The organism is Streptomyces asoensis, from assembly GCF_013085465.1.
Classification (GTDB): Bacteria; Actinomycetota; Actinomycetes; order Streptomycetales; family Streptomycetaceae; genus Streptomyces; species Streptomyces cacaoi_A.
This window is the reverse complement of sequence record NZ_CP049838.1, coordinates 8,941,102-8,960,537: the sequence shown is the minus strand read 5'-3', so window position 1 is coordinate 8,960,537 and position 19,436 is coordinate 8,941,102. Positions and strand designations below refer to the sequence as shown.

The 19,436-nt window shown below is 71.9% G+C and carries 23 protein-coding genes; 14 read left to right on the top strand and 9 right to left on the bottom strand.

What is annotated here, in order from left to right:
• The first annotated feature begins 278 nt into the window (after nucleotides 1-278).
• Together G9272_RS39895 and G9272_RS39890 are read left to right on the top strand one after the other, a co-directional pair.
• Nucleotides 279-902 carry a LysE family transporter gene (locus G9272_RS39895; protein WP_171401085.1) on the top strand — a complete coding sequence of 208 codons (624 nt, stop codon included), beginning with the start codon at nucleotides 279-281 and terminating at the stop codon, nucleotides 900-902.
• Nucleotides 903-1,010: 108 nt separating this feature from the next.
• On the top strand, nucleotides 1,011-1,460 hold the full coding sequence (locus tag G9272_RS39890; RefSeq protein WP_171401084.1) for a nitroreductase family deazaflavin-dependent oxidoreductase: 450 nt from the start codon (nucleotides 1,011-1,013) through the stop codon (nucleotides 1,458-1,460).
• Nucleotides 1,461-1,602: 142 nt separating this feature from the next.
• On the opposite strand, the gene G9272_RS39885 is transcribed toward G9272_RS39890, so the two are convergent.
• Complete coding sequence (locus G9272_RS39885; protein ID WP_253268276.1) at nucleotides 1,603-2,520, bottom strand: cation diffusion facilitator family transporter; 918 nt, start codon at nucleotides 2,518-2,520, stop codon at nucleotides 1,603-1,605.
• 276 nt (nucleotides 2,521-2,796) lie between these two features.
• Here G9272_RS39885 and G9272_RS39880 point away from each other — a divergent pair, with 276 nt between their 5' ends.
• Nucleotides 2,797-3,816: a glutathione S-transferase family protein gene (locus G9272_RS39880; RefSeq protein WP_171401082.1), complete on the top strand. Its 1,020-nt coding sequence runs from the start codon at nucleotides 2,797-2,799 to the stop codon at nucleotides 3,814-3,816.
• 58 nt (nucleotides 3,817-3,874) lie between these two features.
• Nucleotides 3,875-4,171 carry a DUF4235 domain-containing protein gene (locus tag G9272_RS39875; RefSeq protein WP_171401081.1) on the top strand — a complete coding sequence of 99 codons (297 nt, stop codon included), beginning with the start codon at nucleotides 3,875-3,877 and terminating at the stop codon, nucleotides 4,169-4,171.
• A 147-nt stretch (nucleotides 4,172-4,318) separates the two neighbouring features.
• Here G9272_RS39875 and G9272_RS39870 read toward each other — a convergent pair whose 3' ends face one another.
• The gene (locus G9272_RS39870) at nucleotides 4,319-4,711 is read right to left on the bottom strand and encodes a VOC family protein (RefSeq protein WP_054241084.1); all 393 of its coding nucleotides are present in this window, start codon (nucleotides 4,709-4,711) and stop codon (nucleotides 4,319-4,321) included.
• 75 nt (nucleotides 4,712-4,786) lie between these two features.
• Nucleotides 4,787-5,251: a pyridoxamine 5'-phosphate oxidase family protein gene (locus G9272_RS39865; RefSeq protein ID WP_171401080.1), complete on the bottom strand. Its 465-nt coding sequence runs from the start codon at nucleotides 5,249-5,251 to the stop codon at nucleotides 4,787-4,789.
• Between the two features lie 135 nt (nucleotides 5,252-5,386).
• Between G9272_RS39865 and G9272_RS39860 the strand changes: the two genes are divergently transcribed.
• Both G9272_RS39860 and G9272_RS39855 read left to right on the top strand, forming a co-directional pair.
• Nucleotides 5,387-5,749, top strand: coding sequence for a DUF1304 domain-containing protein (locus tag G9272_RS39860; protein ID WP_171401079.1), 363 nt, complete (start codon nucleotides 5,387-5,389; stop codon nucleotides 5,747-5,749).
• Nucleotides 5,746-6,309 carry a TetR/AcrR family transcriptional regulator gene (locus tag G9272_RS39855; RefSeq protein ID WP_171401078.1) on the top strand — a complete coding sequence of 188 codons (564 nt, stop codon included), beginning with the start codon at nucleotides 5,746-5,748 and terminating at the stop codon, nucleotides 6,307-6,309. Before G9272_RS39860 ends, G9272_RS39855 begins: the two co-directional genes overlap by 4 nt.
• 7 nt (nucleotides 6,310-6,316) lie before the next feature.
• Here G9272_RS39855 and G9272_RS39850 read toward each other — a convergent pair whose 3' ends face one another.
• Nucleotides 6,317-7,171 carry a hypothetical protein gene (locus G9272_RS39850; protein ID WP_171401077.1) on the bottom strand — a complete coding sequence of 285 codons (855 nt, stop codon included), beginning with the start codon at nucleotides 7,169-7,171 and terminating at the stop codon, nucleotides 6,317-6,319.
• 72 nt (nucleotides 7,172-7,243) lie between these two features.
• Complete coding sequence (locus tag G9272_RS39845; RefSeq protein ID WP_171401076.1) at nucleotides 7,244-8,200, bottom strand: GlxA family transcriptional regulator; 957 nt, start codon at nucleotides 8,198-8,200, stop codon at nucleotides 7,244-7,246.
• A 71-nt stretch (nucleotides 8,201-8,271) separates the two neighbouring features.
• Between G9272_RS39845 and G9272_RS39840 the strand changes: the two genes are divergently transcribed.
• Nucleotides 8,272-9,240, top strand: coding sequence for an NADP-dependent oxidoreductase (locus G9272_RS39840; protein WP_171401075.1), 969 nt, complete (start codon nucleotides 8,272-8,274; stop codon nucleotides 9,238-9,240).
• A 7-nt stretch (nucleotides 9,241-9,247) separates the two neighbouring features.
• On the opposite strand, the gene G9272_RS39835 is transcribed toward G9272_RS39840, so the two are convergent.
• A complete protein-coding gene (locus tag G9272_RS39835; RefSeq protein WP_171401074.1) occupies nucleotides 9,248-10,354 on the bottom strand; it encodes an NAD(P)-dependent alcohol dehydrogenase in 1,107 nt (368 codons plus the stop codon).
• Nucleotides 10,355-10,384: 30 nt separating this feature from the next.
• Nucleotides 10,385-11,839: an aldehyde dehydrogenase family protein gene (locus G9272_RS39830; RefSeq protein ID WP_171401073.1), complete on the bottom strand. Its 1,455-nt coding sequence runs from the start codon at nucleotides 11,837-11,839 to the stop codon at nucleotides 10,385-10,387.
• Between the two features lie 104 nt (nucleotides 11,840-11,943).
• On the opposite strand from G9272_RS39830, the gene G9272_RS39825 reads away from it, so the two are divergent.
• Together G9272_RS39825 and G9272_RS39820 are read left to right on the top strand one after the other, a co-directional pair.
• On the top strand, nucleotides 11,944-12,408 hold the full coding sequence (locus G9272_RS39825) for a MarR family winged helix-turn-helix transcriptional regulator (protein ID WP_171401072.1): 465 nt from the start codon (nucleotides 11,944-11,946) through the stop codon (nucleotides 12,406-12,408).
• A 187-nt stretch (nucleotides 12,409-12,595) separates the two neighbouring features.
• Complete coding sequence (locus tag G9272_RS39820; RefSeq protein ID WP_171401071.1) at nucleotides 12,596-13,003, top strand: anti-sigma factor antagonist; 408 nt, start codon at nucleotides 12,596-12,598, stop codon at nucleotides 13,001-13,003.
• Between the two features lie 85 nt (nucleotides 13,004-13,088).
• Here the strand turns inward: G9272_RS39820 and G9272_RS39815 are convergent, their stop codons facing one another.
• A complete protein-coding gene (locus tag G9272_RS39815; protein ID WP_171401070.1) occupies nucleotides 13,089-14,042 on the bottom strand; it encodes a ribose-phosphate diphosphokinase in 954 nt (317 codons plus the stop codon).
• A 428-nt stretch (nucleotides 14,043-14,470) separates the two neighbouring features.
• Between G9272_RS39815 and G9272_RS39810 the strand changes: the two genes are divergently transcribed.
• On the top strand, nucleotides 14,471-15,151 hold the full coding sequence (locus G9272_RS39810) for a DUF4230 domain-containing protein (RefSeq protein ID WP_171401069.1): 681 nt from the start codon (nucleotides 14,471-14,473) through the stop codon (nucleotides 15,149-15,151).
• Nucleotides 15,152-15,545: 394 nt separating this feature from the next.
• On the top strand, nucleotides 15,546-16,022 hold the full coding sequence (locus G9272_RS39805) for a VanZ family protein (RefSeq protein ID WP_057604057.1): 477 nt from the start codon (nucleotides 15,546-15,548) through the stop codon (nucleotides 16,020-16,022).
• A 6-nt stretch (nucleotides 16,023-16,028) separates the two neighbouring features.
• Here the strand turns inward: G9272_RS39805 and G9272_RS39800 are convergent, their stop codons facing one another.
• Nucleotides 16,029-16,265, bottom strand: a complete 237-nt coding sequence (locus G9272_RS39800) for a hypothetical protein (protein ID WP_171401068.1) — start codon at nucleotides 16,263-16,265, stop codon at nucleotides 16,029-16,031.
• A 96-nt stretch (nucleotides 16,266-16,361) separates the two neighbouring features.
• Here G9272_RS39800 and G9272_RS39795 point away from each other — a divergent pair, with 96 nt between their 5' ends.
• The 3 genes from G9272_RS39795 (at nucleotide 16,362) to G9272_RS39785 (ending at nucleotide 19,425) form a co-directional block, all read left to right on the top strand.
• Entirely contained in the window at nucleotides 16,362-17,402 is a 1,041-nt protein-coding gene (locus tag G9272_RS39795) for a PHP domain-containing protein (RefSeq protein WP_171401067.1), read from the top strand.
• A 36-nt stretch (nucleotides 17,403-17,438) separates the two neighbouring features.
• The gene (locus G9272_RS39790; RefSeq protein WP_171401066.1) at nucleotides 17,439-18,095 is read left to right on the top strand and encodes an HAD family hydrolase; all 657 of its coding nucleotides are present in this window, start codon (nucleotides 17,439-17,441) and stop codon (nucleotides 18,093-18,095) included.
• Nucleotides 18,096-18,462: 367 nt separating this feature from the next.
• Complete coding sequence (locus tag G9272_RS39785) at nucleotides 18,463-19,425, top strand: SDR family NAD(P)-dependent oxidoreductase (protein WP_171401065.1); 963 nt, start codon at nucleotides 18,463-18,465, stop codon at nucleotides 19,423-19,425.
• Nucleotides 19,426-19,436 lie beyond the last annotated feature (11 nt).

The window sequence follows — 19,436 nt, the reverse complement described above, 5'->3', positions numbered from 1 at the left end:
TGCGTCATGCCGATCTTCAGCGGATGCCCCGGGCACCTATAGGGCGACGCACAGTTCGGCCAGATCGACCAATGGGGCGATTCGGCCGGAACCATTCGCCCCGAAGCGTCACTCCTGGGACGGCGGCGGAAAAACCGGTTGCCGCCGCCCCACCTTCACCCGCAGGATCCGGCCATGCCCACATTCGACGCCCTCCTGCCGCTGACGTCCGCCACCGCTCTTCCGGCGCGCGGCCAGCAGCAGCCCGGCCGTCCCCGGAGGCGCGATACCGCGCGACCGTGACGGCCGCGCTCGTCGCGGGCCTGGTCGCGGGCTACGGCATCGCCGTACCCGTCGGCGCGGTCGCGACCTACCTCGTCTCCCTCACCGCCCGCACCTCCCTGCGCACCGGTGTGTGCGCCGCGCTCGGCGTCGCCCTCGCGGACGGCCTCTACGCCCTGATCGCCACCGTCGGGGGCTCCGCCGTCGCGGCCGTGCTGCGGCCGGTACTGGCACCGCTGCGCTGGGCCTCGGCGCTGGTCCTGCTGGCGCTGGCGGCACGCGGCGCGGTGGCGGCCGTACGCCAGTACCGGGCCCGGCGGCTCAACACCCGGTCCGCACCCCCTCCGCCGAGCCCGGCCCGGGCCTGTCTGAGCCTGTTCGGCATCACCCTCCTCAACCCGACGACCGTGATCTACTTCGCCGCGCTTGTTCTCGGCACCGGCACCACCGAGTCCGCAGGCCCCCTGGAACAGGGCGTGTTCGTACTGGCGGCCTTCCTCGCCTCCGCGAGCTGGCAGGTCTCGCTCGCCGGCGGCGGCGCACTGCTGGGCCGCGTGCTGACCGGCCACCGAGGACGGCTGGTGACGGCGCTCGTGTCGAGCGGAGTGATCACGGTGCTGGCCGTGCGGATGGTGACCTAGGAGGCCCCCGGGCGGATGAATCTCGCGGCCACCGGTGTTGAAGCAGGGTGCGAGTCGGAACGTACGTGACGCGAACGACGTGGCGCGATGACGAAGGGGACGGATGCCATGCCTCTCGAAGGCGAGTACGAAGCCAGCCCGGCGCAGTGGGTGCGCGAACAGGTGGAGCAGTACGAGCGCTCCGGCGGCACCGAGGGGACGACGCTGGAGGACACGGGACTGCCCGTCATCCTGCTGACGACCCGGGGCGCGAAGAGCGGGAAGCTCCGCAAGACGCCGCTGATGCGGGTCGAGCACGAGGGCCGGTACGCCCTGGTCGCCTCGCTGGGCGGCGCACCCAAGCACCCGGTCTGGTACCACAACGTCAAGGCCGACACTCAGGTGGAGCTCCAGGACGGGCCCCTGAAGCAGGACATGACGGCCCGTGAGGTCACCGGCGCGGAGAAGGCCGAGTGGTGGGAGCGCGCCGTCGCCGCGTTTCCGCAGTACGCCGACTACCAGAAGAAGACGGACCGGGAGATCCCGGTGTTCGTCGTGGAGCCCGCCCACGGCAGCTGAGACGGCCTCCGCCCGGGCACGGAAGGTGCCGGAAGCTGTCACTCCGGGCACCGTTCGAGCGGCACTCGAGGGGTCCTCGAGTGCCTCGTAGAAAAATCTGTCCCGGATACGCATGACGGTGCCCCCACCGGGCACCCGACAGTCAGGCCCCGCCGCGTTCCCCCGTCGCGGCGGGGCTTTCCGCTGCCTCGCGCGCGCCGCGGTCGGTCACATCGAGGAAGATCTGGTCGGCCTCGGGCACCGTCGCCGCGATCGAGCGCTTGATGCGCACGGCGATCTCCTCGACCCGCTCGCTGTCCAGGCCCGGCATGAGGTCGACGCGGGCCGCCACCAGGGCCGCGTCGAGGCCCATCTTCATCGTGAACAGCGCTTCCACACTGTCGATCTCGGGCTGGGCGTCGAGCAGCGCGCGGATCCGCGCGCCGGTCTCCGGGTCGGCGGCCTCGCCGATGAGCTGGTCGCGGGCCTCACGCCCGAGCCGGTAGGCGACGTAGACGAGCAGCGCGCCGATCGCCAGCGAGGCGGAGGCCTCCCACACGACCTGCCCGGTCACCATGTGCAGGACCATGCCGATCGCGGCCAGGGTGACGCCGAGCACGGCGGTGCCGTCCTCGGCGACGACCGTGCGCAGGGCCGGGTCGCGCAGGCCCGCGACACCGCCGCCCTGCTTGCGTACCTGGTGCAGGGCCCGCAGCAGTGAGGCTCCCTCGGCGAGGAAGGCGACGCCGAGCACGATCAGGCCCGCCACATAGCCGCTGAGCTTCTCGTCGACGTCCGACCGGAGAGCCTCGACCCCCTGGAAGAAGGAGAAACAGCCGCCCATGACGAAGATCCCCACGGCGGCCAGCAGCGACCAGAAGAAGCGTTCCTTGCCGTAGCCGAAGGGATGCCGTGCGTCGGCCGGGCGTCGGCTGCGGCGCAGTGCGGCGAGGAGGAAGACCTCGTTCAGACTGTCGGCCACGGAGTGCGCCGCCTCCGACAGCAGCGCGGGCGAGCCCGCGAACAGACCGCCCGCGGCCTTGGCGACGGCGATCACCAGGTTGGCGGCGAGCGCCACCAGGACGGTGACGCGGGTCCTGCGGTCGGCGTTCGACTCGGTGGGGCGATCTCCACTCCCCCGCGCCTTCTCCTCAGCGGCCCTTTCGTTGTTCGATCCGGCGTTCCGTTCGGCGGTCCGTGTGGTGTGGCGCTCTGAAGGTGTCCCTGTCACCTTCGCCGACTGCCCAGGCGGGTCGAGCTCATACCGTGCCGTCGGCGGAAATCGGGGAACGCGTTCAGCAGGACATGCACGAGAACGGGACACGCACGAGAACACGCGACGCCAGCGGGAGGAACCATGAGCGGCGGGGGCGACGGCAACAGCGCGTACGGCCACAAGGCGTTCCAGCGGTCCAAGAGTCACTTCACCGACCGCATCACCGCGGACGGCCGGGACGGCCGGCCCGTGACGGCGGGCCGCTACCGTCTGGTGGTCAGCCGTGCCTGCCCGTGGGCGAGCCGAGCGGTGATCTCCCGGCGCCTCCTCGGCCTGGAGGACGCGCTGTCGATGGCGATCGCCGACCCCATCCAGGACGACCGCAGCTGGCGCTTCACCCTCGACCCGGACGGCCGCGATCCCGTCCTCGGCATCCGCTATCTCAGCGAGGCGTACGACCGCCGGGAGCGCGACCACGGGACCGGCGTCAGCGTGCCCGCGATCGTGGACGTGCCCAGCGGCGAGCTGGTGACGAACGACTACCAGCAGCTCACCCTGGACCTCGCCACCGAGTGGACGGCCCTGCACCGCCCCGGCGCCCCCGACCTCTACCCCGACCGGCTGCGAGACGAGATCGACACGGTCATGGCCGACGTGTACGAGGACGTCAACAACGGGGTGTACCGGGCGGGTTTCGCCAGTGAGCAGGGCGAGTACGAGCAGGCGTGCGCGCGTGTGTTCCGGCGGCTGGAGCTGCTGACGTCCCGACTGGCCCGGCAGCGCTACCTGGTGGGTGACACGATCACCGAGGCGGACATCCGGCTGTTCACCACACTGGTGCGTTTCGACGCCGTCTATCACGGCCACTTCAAGTGCAACCGCTGGAAGCTGACGGAGAATCCGGTCCTGTGGGCGTACGTCCGGGATCTCTTCCAGACGCCCGGCTTCGGGGACACCGTCGACTTCGATCACATCAAGCGGCACTACTACCGGGTGCACACCGGCATCAACCCGACCCGGATCGTCCCCCTCGGCCCGGACCTGGCCGGCTGGCGCGCCTCCCACCACCGCGAGGAACTCGGCGGCCGTCCTTTCGGCACCGGGACACCTCCCGGTCCGGTCCGTGTCGACGAAGAGGTTCCGGCGCGGGGACGCCCCTGAGCCCCCCATCCACCAGACCCCCCATCCACGCAACACCGGAAGAAGGAGTGAGACACACGTGGCCAAGAAGAGGAAACTCCCCCTTGCCTACAAGCCCGTCGGATTCGTGCTCGGCTGGGCGAGCGGCGCCCTGGCGGGAGTCGCGTTCCGCAAGGCGTGGAAGGCGATACGACACGAGGACAACGCTCCGGACGCCCTGGACCGGGACCGCGGCTGGGGCGAGATCCTGCTGGCCGCGGCGGTCCAGGGCGCGATCTTCGCGGCGGTCCGCAGCGCCGCCGACCGCACCGGCGCCAAGGCGATCGAACGGTCCACGGGAGTGTGGCCGGCCCAGGACAAGGGCGGCCGGGACTGAGCGCCCCGCCCGGGACCTGCCGCGGTCGGCGGTGACCCCGCGGCGTCCCTCCGGGCTCCGTCGGGGCGCCGCCGGCCCGACCCTGACCGCGGCCCGGCCCTCCCCGGCGTCGTCCGGGTGAGGGCCGGGCCGCTCCGGTACCCGGCTTCAGCCCTGCTTCGGTGCCGTGGGGGGCTCGAGGCGGATGGTGAAGGAGTGGCCTGAGGGGTCGGAGTAGCCGCGCTCCTCGTGCGGGCCGGGGGCCCCCTTGGTCTCCAGGGGGCGGCCCCCCAGACCCACGACCCTGCGTTCCACCTCGTCGAGGTCGTCGACGAGGAAGTCCAGGTGGGCCTGAAAGGAGTTCTCGGGGCGGGGCCAGCTCGGCGGGGTCGCGTTCACGTCACGCCGGAAGGCCAGGCGGGTCCCGTCGGCGCCCCTGATCTCCACGCGGTTGGCGGACGCGACGATCTCCTCGGCGTCCAGCAGCCCCTTGTAGAACTCGGCGAGCTTCTCGGGCTCGGCACAGTCGAGCACCACAACGCCCGCTTTCACCAATGCCATGTCGTCGTCTCCTCCGCGAGGTCCGGAACCGGGGCGGGCGACTCCCGCCCCCCGGACCTTGCGGATACCCCGGTTTCAGTCGGCCACCAGCCAGGTCCCGTCCCGCATCAGCTCCCGCCCCTGGATCTCGTCGGCCGCCCGCCAGGCCTGGATCCGGTCGGGGAGGACCCTGAAGTACAGGTAGGGCGCGGCCAGTTCGCGCGGGTCGAAGCCGGTCTTGCCCGCGAAGATCTCGGCGTCCTCCTCCGGCAGTTCGACCGGCGGCACGGCCGCGGCGGTGCCCTCGATCATCACGACGTCCTGGGTCGGGCCGACGGCGATGCGCGCGACACCGGTGGCCAGCAGGTTGCGGCCGGTGGGGCTGGTGGCGGGTGTGGCGAAGAGCAGGGTCGCGCCGTCCCAGACGAAGGAGAGAGGGACCAGATAGGGGGCCGCACCGCTTTCGGCGGCCGTGGCGACCCACGCGTCGACGTCGTGTTCCAGCCGGTGGAGGGTGTCGAGCTTGCGCTGCTTCGCGGGGCGTGCGGGTGCTGGCGTCATGGTTTCAGTGTGGCCGTCGCCGCCCGCTTCGCACGAGGAGTTCCGCCCTGGGGGCCACGAGTCCCACCGGCGACTGGACTTCCTGGACAGGTGTCCCGTTATAGTGGACACCTGTCCAAGAAATTGAGGGAGACCATGGAGATCCTGGCGAACGTGCTGGTCGTTCTGGTGGCCGCACTGCATCTCTACATCCTGGTGATGGAGATGTTCCTGTGGCAGAAGAAGCCGGGGATGTCGTTCCACGGCCTGGACGCGGAGATGGCGAAGCGGACCGCCGCGCTGGCCGCCAATCAGGGGCTCTACAACGGTTTCCTCGCGGCGGGCCTGGTGTGGGGGCTGATCGCGGCCGACCCGACCGGCTTCCGGGCGCAGGTGTTCTTCCTGTCCTGCGTGATCGTGGCCGGCGTGTACGGCGCGGCCACGGCGAACCGCCGGATCCTGGTCGCGCAGGCCCTGCCCGGCGCGCTCGCCCTGGCCGCCGCCCTGATCGCGCAGTGACCCGCGGCGAGCCCGAGGACCCGCGCGCGGCCCGCACCCGGGCGAGGCTGCGCTCGGCGTTGCTCGAGGAATGCGCCGAGCGGCCGCTGGAGGAGGTCGGCGTCGCCGCGCTGGTGCGGCGGGCGGGGGTCGGCCGGGCCACCTTCTACGTGCACTATCCCGACCTGGAGGCGCTCGCGGTCGACGCCTGCGCGGACGTCGTACGCGAGGCCGTGGAAGCGCTGCACGCCTGGCAGGGGCGGCCCGACCCGGTACGGGCGCCGGCCGCGCTGCCGGAGTTCTTCGGCTCCCTGACGCCGCACGCCGCGCTGTACCGCACCCTGCTCGCGCCGGGCGGCGGCGGACCGCTCGGCCGCGTGCTGCACCGGGACCTGCGGGCCTACAGCCTGCGGGAACGGGAACGGGCGGGTGCCGCCGACGCGCCCCTGGTCGCCTCGGCCGTCGCCGCGACCTTCGCGGGGGTGCTGGCGGACTGGCTGCACGGCGACCTCGCGGGTACGCCCGGTGAGATCGCCGACCAGGTGTGGCAGCTGCTGGTCGCGCTGCACGCCAGCCGCTGACCGGCGGTCACATGCACGCCACCGTGTCCTTCGCCAGGGGCCAGGCCTCGACGCCGTCGGAGGTGCGGACGTACGCCGTCGAGGCGTCGTCCGTCAGCCACAACCACCGGTCGCCGTAGCGGTATCCGGTGTCGTGGGCGTCGGCCGGCAGAGCGGCGTCGCCGTCGTACGGCGAGGTCAGCAGGTCCTCCTCGATCACGCCGTCGGGGTCGCGGACGTACTGCCGGTGGTCCTCGCCCCGGCCCATCTCCAGGAAGTGCGCCGACTGCCAGCCACAGTGCTCGGCACCGGGGTAGCTGCTCAGTGTCGTGGTCGCGACCCGCTCACCCTGCCGGTCGGTCCAGATCTCCGGATCGCCGGAGTCGGTGACGCTCGCGGGAAGTTCGGCCGGATCACAGGAGGCGTTGGTCTCCGGACCCCAGCCCGGCCGGTCCTTCTGGTCCCGGGCGACGACGACCGCGACCTTCGTCCGCCCGGCCACGTCGTACGAGAACAGCACACGGTCCGCCTCCTCGCGCTCCACCCGGAAGCCGGAGTGCGGGCCCGTCGGCTCGAACATGTCGAAGTAGAGCCGCAGCCCCTCCTCCGGCGTGTCACCGCCGTCGCGCTCGCTCCATCCGTCCGGCCCGCCGCCCCAGGAGATCTCCCCCTCGCACTCCAGCGCCCGGCCCGCGGCGCCGGACGCGCTGCGCAAGGCCTCCGGCGTGCTCTCGTCCAGCTCCTTCGTGACGATGTCCAGCGGACCGGCGTACGGCGTCGCCGGGGGCGTTCCCTCGACGACCACGTCCTTCTCGTCCCCGGCACCGCATCCCACGGCCGCCAGTACCACCAGCAGCCCCGACGCCACGAACCGTGCACGCATAACCGCCCCCGTTCCCGTCCCACGGTCGCCCTGTCGCGCCCGCTCCTGTGACGCGGCGGCGACCCGGAACGTTCAGCGGGCCGTCTGGAACGTCCTGCGGTACGCCTGGGGGGAGACCCCGATGGCCGCGTGCAGGTGCTGGCGCAGTGAGGCGCCGGTGCCGAAGCCGACCCGGCCGGCGATCTGGTCGACGGAGAGGTCACTGGCCTCCAGCAGGTGCCGGGCGTGCACCACGCGCTGCTGGATCAGCCACCGGCCGGGGCTGATGCCCGCCTCGTCGTGGAAGCGGCGGGCGAAGGTGCGCGGGCTCATCCGGGCGTGCGCGGCGAGGTCGGCGAGGGCGAGGGGCTCGCCGAGGCGCCCCAGGGCCCAGGCGCGGGTGGCCGCCGTGCTCGCCGGGCCGGTCTCGGGAACGGGCCGTTCGATGTACTGCGCCTGGCCGCCGTCGCGGAACGGCGGGACCACGCAGCGGCGGGCCACCTTGTTGGCGAGTTCGCTGCCGTGGTCCTTGCGGACGAGGTGCAGACAGATGTCGACGCCGGAGGCGGCGCCCGCCGAGGTCAGCACCCGGCCGTCGTCGACGAAGAGGACGTCCGGGTCGAGGTCGACCTGCGGGTACATCCGGCTGAACGCCTCGGCGACCTGCCAGTGGGTGGTGGCCCGGCGGCCGTCGAGGAGACCGGCGGCGGCGAGGACGAACGCGGCGGTGCAGATGGAGACGATGCGCGCGTCGGGGCGGATCCGGGCGAGCGCCTCGGCGACCCCGTCCGGCAGTTCGGCGGTGATCCAGTCGGAGGCCACGGGGGCGACGACGACGGTGTCGGCCGTGGCCAGCACCTCAGGACCGTGCTGCACGCCGATCGTGAAGTCGGCGTTGGTCAGGACAGGACGGCCGTCGACCGAGCAGGTCAGGGTCTCGTAGTGGCCGTCGGCCGCGCCGAGGATCCGGCTGGGGATGCCGAGCTCGAAGGGATAGACGCCGTCGAGGGCGAGGACGACCACCCGGTGCCTGCGCTGCTGTGCCTGCATGGCACGATCCTATCGAAGCTTGGCAATCTTGCCATTTCCCGGTCGGGCGCGGCCCGGCAGGCTGGTTCACCATGAGCACTGTGAACACCATGCGCGTCGTCGGCCAGGACATCCTCGGAGGCCCCGAGGTCTTGAAGGAAGTGGAAGTGGAGCGGCCCGCGCCGCGTCCGAACGAGGTACTGGTCCGGGTGCGCGCCGCCGGCGTCAACCCGACCGACTGGAAGCACCGCGCGACGGGCGGGCTCCTGGGCGAGCCGCCCTTCGTCCTGGGCTGGGACCTCTCCGGGACCGTCGAGGCGGTCGGCATCGGCGTGGCCGCCTTCGCGCCGGGCGACGAGGTCTTCGGCATGCTGCCGTACCCCTTCGGCCACGGCTCGCACGCCGAGTACGCCGTCGCCCCGGTCCGTGCCCTGTGGCACAAGCCGGCCGGGATCGACCACGTCCAGGCGGCCGCGCTGCCGCTGGTCTCGCTGACCGCCTGGCAGGCCCTGGTGGAGAACGCCGGCCTCGAGGCCGGGCAGCGGGTACTGATCCACGCGGCCGCGGGCGGCGTGGGCCATGTCGCCGTGCAGATCGCCAAGGCGCGCGGCGCGTATGTGATCGGTACGGCCAGCGCGGGCAAGCACGACTTCCTGCGGGAGCTGGGCGTCGACGAGGTGATCGACTACCGGGAGAACGACGTCACGGAGGCCGTGAAGGACGTCGACGTGGTCCTCGACACGCTGGGTGGGGACACCTCCGTGCGGTCCCTGCGCGTGCTGCGACCGGGCGGGATCGTGGTGTCGATCCTGCCGGTGGGGTCGATCGAGTTCCACGAGGAGGCGGAGCGGCTCGGCGTCCGGGCGGTGCGGATGCTCGTGGACGCCGACCGGGCCGGGATGCGGACGATCGCCGAACTGGTCGAGACGGGCAAGCTGCGCGCCACGATCGCGGGGACCTTCCCGCTGGCCGATGCCGCCGAGGCTCACACGCTCGGCGACACCGGCCGGACCACCGGGAAGCTGGTCCTGACGGTCGACCGACGAACCGGACGAGCCTGACGAGCCGTCAGAACAGCAGCACGGGCTTGATGGTCCTGCCCGCGGTCATGTCCTGCACCGCCTGGTCGATGTCCGCGAACGGATAGGTGGCGATCAGGCGGTCCAGCGGGAGCCGCCCCGCCTTGACCAGTTCGACCAGGGCGGGGATGAAGGACTGCGTCTCGCTGTCGCCGAGGGTGAGGCCGACGACCCGCTTGCCGCCCAGCAGCCCGTTGACGTCCAGGGCGACCTCACTGCCGAAGGGCGGTGCGCCCACGACGACGAGGGTGCCGCGGGCGGCGAGCGCGTCGACGCCCTGGCGCAGCACGGCCGTGTTGCCCGTGGTCTCCACGATGCCGTCGGCACCCTGTCCGCCGGTGATCTCCGCGACCGCCTCGCCCAGCGGGGTCCCGCTCGCGTCGACGGTGTGCGTGGCGCCCAACTCCTTGGCCAGCTGAAGGCGTTCGGCGACCCGGTCGACCGCGATGATCGTGGTGGCCGGGGTGAGGGCGGCCGCCATGACCGCCGACAGGCCGACGGCGCCCGCGCCGAGGACGACGATCGTGCTGCCGGTCGCCGGCTTCAGCACGTTCCAGACGGCGCCGACACCGGTCTGGACGCCACAGCCCAGCGGGGCGATCGACGCCAGGGGCACGGCGGGGTCGACCTTGACGAGGCTGCGCTCGTCGACCAGGGCCCGCTCGACGAAGGAGGACTGGCCGAAGAAGTGGCCGCCGAGGGGCTCGCCGTCCCGGCTGATGGTGCTGGTGCCGTCGGCGCGGCGGCCGCCGATGAGGTTCAGCGGCAGCCAGGTGGCGCAGTAGGCGGGATGGCCGCCGTGACAGTTGCGGCAGTCGCCGCAGGAGGTGAAGGACAGCACGACATGGTCGCCGGGTGCCACCCCGGTGACGGCCGAGCCGACCGACTCCACGACGCCCGCGCCCTCGTGGCCGAGGACTCCGGGCAGCGGGAAGGGCAGCCCGCCGCTCGCCACACCGAGGTCGGTGTGACACAGCCCGGCCGCCACCAGACGGACGACCGCCTCGTGCGGGGCGGGGTCGTCGAGGACGACGTCGGACAGGGTGAAGGGGGCTCCGCCGGACTCGACGACGGCGGCGCGTGTGGTGATGGACATCGGTTGAACTCCCTGTGTTTCGCGGCGCGTTCAGTCGAGCGAGACGACGACGGACTTGACCTTGGTGTACGCGTTGAGCGCCTCGGGGCCGTACTCGCGGCCGAAGCCGGAGTCCTTGACGCCGCCGAAGGGGACGGCCGGGTCGAGCATCGCCCAGTCGTTGACCCAGACGATGCCGGCCTGGAGGCGGTCGGCGACGCGGTGGGCGCGGGCCAGGTTGCCGGTCTGGACGCCCGAAGCCAGGCCGTACGGCGTGGAGTTGGCCAGCGTGACGGCCTCGTCCTCGTCGTCGAAGGGCTGGACGGTGAGGACCGGTCCGAAGATCTCCTCCTGGACGACCCGGGAGTCGTTCGCGAGGTCGGCGATCACGGTGGGCTTGTAGTAGTAGCCGCCGTCGAGGTCGAGCCGCTCGCCGCCGCAGACGATGCGGGCACCCTCCTTGCGGGCCAGCTCGACGTACTCCTCGACCTTGCGCAGGTGCTTCTCCCCGGCCATCGGGCCGACGACGGTCTCCACCTGCCGGGGGTCACCGACCGGCACCCCGGGGACCGCCTCGGCGAGGATGTTCAGCAGGGTGCTGTAGACCGGGCGGGCCACCAGCAGACGCGGGCCGCCCATGCAGAACTGGCCGGTGTTGAAGACGAAGCCCTTGATGACCGCGCCGACGGCCTTCTCCAGGTCGGCGTCCTCGAAGACGATGTGCGCCGCGTTGCCGCCGAGTTCCATGGTGACCGGCTTGAGGTTCTCGCCGGCGACGCTCGCGGCGTGCCGGCCGATCGCGGTGGAGCCGGTGAACGCGATCTTGTCCACGCCGGGGTGCCGCAGCAGCGCCTCGCCGGCGACCGGGCCGGCGCCGGTGACGACGTTGACCACCCCGTCGGGGACGCCGGCCCGCTGGAACAGTCCCGCCATGTACAGGGCGCTGAGCGGGGTCTCGTCGGCGGGCTTGTGGACGACCGTGTTGCCTGCGGCGAGCGCCGGGGCGATCTTCGAACCGGCCAGGATCAGCGGGAAGTTGAACGGGGTGATCGCGGCGACCACACCGACCGGGCCCCGCTTGGTGTAGGCGAGGGCGTTCATCGGGGTGTCGCGGGTCGCCCCGTCCAGGGAGAAGGCGAGGGAGGCGAAGTACTCGTAGTCGTTGGCCGCGTTCGTGACGTCGACCGCGTGCGCCAGGGTGATCGGCTTGCCGACGTCCAGGCTCTCCAGCCGGGCGATCTCGTCGGCCTCCGCCCGGATCAGCTCCGCCACCCGGAGCAGGACGCGGCCGCGCTCCCGGCCGCTCAGTCCGGACCACTGCCCGGCGTCGAAGGCCGCGCGCGCGGCCCGTACGGCTGCGTCGACGTCGGCGGCGCCCGCCTCCGCGACGGTGGTGACGACCGTGCCCCGGGACGGGTCGACCACCTCGGTCCGCGCTCCGTCCGCGGCCTCGCGCCACTGCCCCCCGATGAACAGCCGACCGGGGTCGATCTCGAAGGTGGTCATCACCACTCCTCAGCATCGTCGCCAAGATTTCAACAAACAGGATTCCTGTTGGTCCGCAGTCTCATTACAGACAGGTTTCCTGTCAATGGTCTACGCTCGGACTCATGGCCGGCACCCAGACAACCAAGGCAGCTTCCGCACCTCAGCCCCACAAGGCACCCCCGTCCCTGCTCTACATGGTGAAGCAGGTGGAGCTGGTCGTGCGATCCCACCTGGACGAGCTGGTCAAGCCGTCGGGGATCACGGCCCTCCAGTACACGGCGCTCACCGTGCTGGAGCGGCACGACGGCCTGTCCGCCGCCCAGCTGGCCAGGGACTCCTTCGTGACGGCCCAGTCCATCGCCGACCTGGTGCGCTCCCTGGAGACGCGCGGCCTCATCCGCCGCGAACGCAATCCGCGCAACCGGCGCGAGCTGCTGATCCTGCTCACCGCGGAGGGGCGCGAGCTGCTCGACCGGCACGCCGGGCCGGTGCGGGAGCTGGAGGAGCGCATGGTGCGGGAGCTCACCGCACACCAGGCGGAGCAGTTGCGCATCGCGCTCTCCAAGGCATGGCACGCACTGTCGTAGGACTCGGCGCACCCTGTCGCAGGACTCGGCGCACCCCCTTCGCTCACGGCGCGAAAAAACTCCCGCAGAGTCGGTTGCATTTCGAAGACATATGTCAATCGAACATGCTGGAATTCACTCGATCGGGGGTAACTTGCTGGGGCGGGGAACTGCTGTCTGCTCCCCGGCCGTTGGAGGCTCCCGACCGGTGGAGCGGGTTGGAGGCGATGTCGTCGTGCTGGAGAAACCCGCAGCGGACACCCCGCATCTGCGCGTCCGCGAGGACCGGGGGTACACGGTGCTGGAGTTCCGCGGCGAGATCGACATCGTCGCCGCGACCGAGATCACCCCGCACCTCGACGACGCGACCGGTGGCCCGGCGCCCCGGATCGTGATCGACCTGAGCCGGATCGAGTTCTTCGACTGCTCCGGGCTGCGCCTGCTGTATCGGGCCCGCGGCCGCGTCCTCGACCAGGGCGGGCATCTGCACCTCGTCTGCACCCATCGGCTCACCCTGCGGATCCTGCGGGCCACGGGGCTGTACCGGCTGCTGCCGCCCGCCACGACGCTGGACGCGGCCCTGGAACAGCCCGAGGCCACCTCCGGCACGTTATGACGGCGCTCGAAGCGCTCCTCCCAGTGCCACCGCAGTCCCCAGTCCCACTCTCAGCCCCGGCCCCAGCCCCGGTCCCGGTTCCTGGCTACTGGCCGCGCGCCGCGTCGAACAGGGCGCTGACGGACTCACCGTTGTGAATACGGCGCACGGCCTCCGCGAGGGCGGGCGCGATGGACAGGATCCGCAGCTTGTCGGTGTGCTCCTCTGCGGGCACCGGCACGGTGTTGGTGCACACGATCTCCAGCACGTCGCTCTGCTCGCTGAGCCGCTTGAGGGCACCGTCCGCGAACAGGCCGTGCGTGCACGCCACCCGTATCGACCTCGGCTCCAACTCCCTCAGCCGGTCGAGTAGTTCCAGGACCGTGCTGCCCTTGGCGATCTCGTCGTCGAGGACGATGACGTCCCGCCCGGCCACCTCGCCGATCACGGCGCTGATACTGACCCGGTCGTCGGCGTACCGCTGCTTGGCGCCGGCCGCCACCTGGGCGCCGATCATCCGGGCGAAGGCGGCGGCCTCCTTGGCGTTGCCGAGGTCGGGCGAGACCACGGTGGTGCGGGTGAGGTCGTAGCGGCGGAAGTGGGCGGCCAGTTCCCGGTGGGCGTGCAGATGGTCCACGGGCATCGAGAAGAAGCCGTGCACCTGGGGAGAGTGCAGGGTCATGGTGAGGACCCGGTGGACGCCGGCCGCCGCCATCAGGTCCGCGACCAGGCGTCCGCCCAGGGAGATGCGGGGCGCGTCCTTCTTGTCGGAGCGGGCGTAGGAATAGTGCGGCATGACGACGGTGATCCGGCCCGCCGACGCCCCGCGGGCCGCGTCGCACATCAGCAGCAGCTCGACGAGGTGCTCCTGCACGGGCCGGACCAGGGGCTGGACCAGGAAGACATCCCGTTCCCGGCAGTTCGCCTGAAGCTGGACCTCCAGGCAGTCGTTGGCGAACCTGCTGAGTCGGGTGGGGCTCAGGGGCACGCCGAGGTGGGCACAGACCTCGGCGGCCAGCTCGGGGTGGGCACTGCCGCTGAACACGGAGATGTCTCGCACGATCGGCTCCTCGCTGATCATGTCCGGCTGGGGCGGGGAGCTCTCATGCTACGGACCGGGTCCGTTCTGCCCACCCTCAGGAGTGCGCGGGAGTCCCCCCGCGTCACTCGAAGTCACCAGGAGCCCCCCGGACCCCGGGGAAACAGGTCACCGTCCGCCGCTGGGCCTCGGACCGCTCCGAGCGGCCAACCGGGTGGAGCGGCCGGAACCGCGCCGGTCGCGGCGGCGGACGTCGTCGCCACGGCCGACCGGCCACCGAGTCGGCAGGTCGGGGCCGTCACCCGGCGTCCCGGGGCGACCTCGCGGCAGGCTCCGGCCCGCTCACCCGGGCGGCCGGTCATCCGTGCCGCCACTGTCACAGGTTGTCAACAGCGCGGTCTGACAGGGCAATTGACGGGCATCCGGACAGCAGGAAGGAGGGCCGTCGCATGACGACTGACACCAAGCCCGAGAAGCCCACCACACGCCTCCCCCGGCGCATGCCCGGCTGGGCCAAGGTGCTCACCGCCGTCGTGGTCGTACTCGTCGTGATGTTCGCCGGGATCCGGCTGAGCCTGCTGCCGGGACTGCGCGACTTCTTCGGCACCGAGACCCATGACCGCTCGGGCCCCGCCCTGCTGGAATCCATCCAGGACATGAGCCGGTACGACGCCGCCTCCGGCAACTTCCAGGTCGTCGTCGACCTGGAGAAGGACGCCAAGTACCTCCCCGACGCGATCCGCGGCACCCGCACCCTGTACGTCGGGGCGGGCACCGTGGACGCCTATGTCGACCTCGGCAAGGTCGGCGACAAGGACGTGACCGTCGACGACGACCGCACCTCGGCCACGCTCCGGCTGCCGCACGCCCTGCTCGGCAAACCGGCGCTCGACCCCGACCGCTCCTACGCGGTCTCCAAGCAGCGCGGACTGTTCGACCGCCTCGGTGACCTCTTCTCGGACAACCCGAGCGGTGAGCAGGCCGTGCAGAAACTGGCCGTCAAACACATCGGCGAGGCGGCGAAGGAGAGCGAACTGATCGCGCGCGCCGAGACCAACACCACCGACATGCTCCAGGGACTGCTGCGCTCTCTCGGCTTCACGGAGGTGAAGGTGACGTACCACACCTGACCAGCTACGCAGGGTGCCCGGACCGGGGGCGGCGCGGCCTTGCCCACGGCCCCCGGCCGGCCGCTCCCGCTCGACGGACCGCATCCCTCGGCCGTTCGGGGGTAATCGCGCTACCACGCAGGGAAGTTGAAGACTGGAGGACCGAATGGCCCGTGCAGCTCTACGTCCGCTTGCCGTGTTCCGCCCACGCGCCACCAGGACGGAGGAGCCCGCCCCGTCGAAGAACGGGGCCGGGAAGTCGGGCCCGAAGCGCAGTTCCCCCTTCAGGTTCCGCTCGAAATCCGGCCCGGAATCCCGCCCGGAATCCCGCCCGGAATCCGGCCCGAAGTCCCGCCCGAAGTCCCGCCCCAAGCCTGGTTCGTCGAAGAAGGCGGCGCGCGCCGAGCGACGGCCGTTGCCGCTCCCGCTCCGGCTGCTGGCGATGCTGTTCGCCTTCGCGTTCATGGTGGCGTTCGCCGTCGTGCTCGCCCGGCTCACACTGGAGCCGTCACCCGCCTCGGCGGCACTGGTGCACTCCAACCTGCGTCCGGGCGACTCCCTGCGCGCCTACCTGGACCAGCCCGAACTCCGTGACGCGGTGAAGCAGATCGGCGGGAACATACTGCTCGGCGTGCCCTTCGGCGTGCTGGTACCGGTGGTCGCGCCCAGGGCGCGCGGGCTGCTGCGCGTACTGCTGCTCACCGCGACCGTCATGCTGATGGTGGAGTTCGCCCAGGGCGCGGTGGTGACCGGACGCGCCTTCGACATCGACGACGTCATCCTCAACACCACGGGCGCCCTGATCGGTTACCTGCTCGTGGGCCGCCGGATGAGCCGCGCGGTGCACGCACGGGAACGGCACCTGCGACGGGGCGCCCGCGAGGGAGCCTGACCGCCGTCAGCGCGGAGTCCAGGTGTATTTGCCCCCGCCCACCCATCGCACGACATCGGGGTCGTCGAGGTCGTGAACCGTGATGCCGTACGCGGCGGCGATCTCGAGGACGTCGGTCACGTCCCTCGCCTCACCGACCACTTCGGAGTCTATTTCCACGATGCGGAACGGTGACAGGCCCGGCTGTACCCCGAGCACCATGATCCGAGGGTGGGAGATGCGGAGGCTCGCGATTTCGGTCATGACATAGAGGATAAAACGGAACCTGCCGGTACGGATCCTCCGATTTCCTGGTGCGGTCCGCGCGCGGGTGGGGAACTCTGGAGCCAGGAGGTGGCGATGGATCCCGTCGAAGCCCTGGACCGGATCGCCTTCCTGCTGGAGCGGTCCCTGGCGCCGACCTACCGGGTCCGCGCCTTCCGCACCGCGGCCCGTGTGCTGACCCCGCTGCCCGCGGCGGAGGTCGCGCAGCGGGCGGCCGACGGGACGCTGGAGTCGCTGAAGGGCGTGGGCCCCAAGACCGCCCAGGTGGTGCGTGAGGCGCTCGCCGGGCAGGTGCCGTCCTATCTGGAGAAGCTGGAGGGCGAGGCCGGCCGGCCGCTCACGGACGGGGCGGGGGCCCGGCTGCGGGCACTGTTGCGCGGCGACTGCCATGTCCACTCCGACTGGTCGGACGGCGGCAGCCCCATCGACGAGATGGGCCGGGCGGCGGCCGCGCTCGGCCACGAGTGGGCCGTGCTGACCGACCACTCACCCCGTCTGACGGTGGCCCGCGGGCTCTCGCCCGAGCGGCTGCGCCGGCAGCTGGAGGTGGTCGAGGAGCTCAACGCGACCTGGGCACCGTTCCGGCTGCTGACCGGCATCGAGTGCGACATCCTCGACGACGGGTCGCTGGACCAGGAACCGGAGCTGCTGGAGCGGCTCGACGTGGTGGTCGTGTCCGTGCACTCCAAGCTGCGCATGGAGTCCCGTGCGATGACGCGCCGGATGGTGAACGCCGTGCGCGACCCGCATGCCGACATCCTCGGCCACTGCACCGGGCGGCTGGTGACCGGGCGGGGACGGCCGGAGTCGGAGTTCGACGCGGACGCGGTGTTCGCCGCGTGCGCCGAGTCCGGTACGGCCGTCGAGATCAACAGCCGGCCCGAGCGGCTCGACCCGCCGCGCCCGCTGCTGCGCCGGGCCGTGGAGGCGGGCGCGCTGTTCTCGGTCGACACCGACGCGCACGCGCCCGGCCAGCTGGACTGGCAGATCCTCGGCTGTGCGCGGGCCGAGGAGTGCGGGGTGCCGGAAGAACGGATCGTGACCGCCTGGCCGGTGGCGGACCTGCTGGCCTGGACGCGGGAGGGGCGGGTGCCGGCGGGCGTGACGAGTGCCTGAGGTGGTACCCGGGGGGCTCGAGAGAAAGGACCCGTGATGACACGCGCCGCCGTGTTCGACGTCGACGGCACCCTGGTCGACACCAACCACCTGCACGTCACCACCTGGTGGGAGGCCTTCCGGCAGGCGGGCCACCGGGTCCCGATGCACGCCGTGCACCGGGCGGTCGGGCTGGGATCCGACGATCTCATCGCCCATCTGCTCGGCGACGACCGGGACGAGGACGAGGACGCCCGGATCGGCGCCGCCCACAAGGCTCTCTACGGGCAGTACTTCGACCGGCTGCCGGCGCTGCGGGACGCCGGTCCGCTGCTGCGGAGGCTGCACGACGACGGCTGGACGGTCGTGCTCGCCACCTCCGCGAGCGGGGCCGAGCTGTCCGCCCTGCGGCGCGCCATCGACGCCGACGACGTCATCGCCGCGACCGCGAGCGCGGACGACGTCGAGGAGGGCAAGCCCGCTCCGGAACCCGTGGAACACGCGCTGGAGCTGGCCGGGGCGCCCGCCGAAGGGGCGGTGTTCGTCGGGGACACCGTGTGGGACATGCGGGCCGGCCGCCGGGCCGGGGTGCGCTGCGTGGGTGTCCTGTGCGGCGGCATCCCCCGCGCCGACCTGCTGGAGGCGGGCGCGGAAGCGGTGTACGCCGACCCCGCCGAGCTCCTGGCGTCCCTGTCGGACAGCCCGCTGGCCTGAGGGCCGGTGATCCGCGCGGGCCCCCTCGGGGCGGGTGACACGCATCACCGCGCGTGGCCGCGGACCCGGGAACACCCATAGGAAGTTCTCCGTTGAATCATTCGTGGGTGCGGATGGGACAGTGTCCCCGGGCCTCACCTTCTGCCCACAGGGACGATCGTTCGGCTGAAGCCCTGTGGAGCCTTTCGCCGAGAGGCGACCGCCATCCGCGCCCACACTCAGACCGCCCCGACCGTGATTCCCCCGTCCGGTCGGGGCTTTCCTCTGTCCGCACGGCCCGGACCCGCACGGCCCGGACGCGCACGGCTCAGGCGCTCGCACCTGAGCACTTGACTTCGAGTGCACTCCAATCCGTAGCGTTCCAGACATGAGCGACACCGCACAGCACAAGATCGGCTCGGGCTTCGGCGCCACGAGCACCGCCGACGACGTCCTGCGGGGCATCGACCTGTCCGGGAAGCTGGCCGTCGTCACCGGCGGATACTCGGGCCTCGGACTGGAGACCACCCGCGCGTTGGCCAAGGCCGGCGCCCATGTCGTCGTGCCCGCGCGCCGCCCCGACACCGCCCGCGAGAACCTCGCCGGCCTCGACAGCGTCGAGACGGACGCCCTCGACCTCGGCGACCTGGAGAGCGTGCGCGCCTTCGCCGACCGGTTCCTCGCCTCCGGCCGGACCATCGACCTGCTCATCGACAGCGCCGGGATCATGGCCTGCCCGGAGACCCGGGTCGGCCCGGGCTGGGAGGCCCAGTTCGCCACGAACCACCTCGGCCACTTCGCCCTCGTCAACCGGCTCTGGCCGGCGATCGAGCCCGGCGGCGCCCGGATCGTCTCCGTGTCCTCGCGCGGCCACCACTTCTCGGGGATGCGCTGGGACGACGTCCACTGGCGCGACGGCTACGACAAGTGGGAGGCGTACGGACAGGCCAAGACCGCGAACGTGCTGTTCGCCGGCCACCTCGACAGGCTGGCCCGGGACCGGGGCGTCCGCGCCTTCTCCCTGCACCCCGGTGGCATCATCACGCCCCTCCAGCGGCATCTGCCGAAGCAGGAGATGGTGGACCGCGGCTGGATCGACGAGGACGGCAACGTGCTCGACCCGGAGGGCTTCAAGACCCCGGAGCAGGGCGCGGCCACCCAGGTGTGGGCGGCGACCTCGCCGCAGCTGGCCGGTATGGGCGGCGTCTACCTCGAGGACTGCGACATCGCCGAGCCCGCCCCGGCGGACGGCGAGCGGGTCGGCGTCAAGGACTGGGCGACGGACCCCGAGCAGGCGGCTCGGCTGTGGGAGCTGTCGGCGCGGCTGACCGGGGTGAACGCGTTCGCGTAGCCGGACGCCGG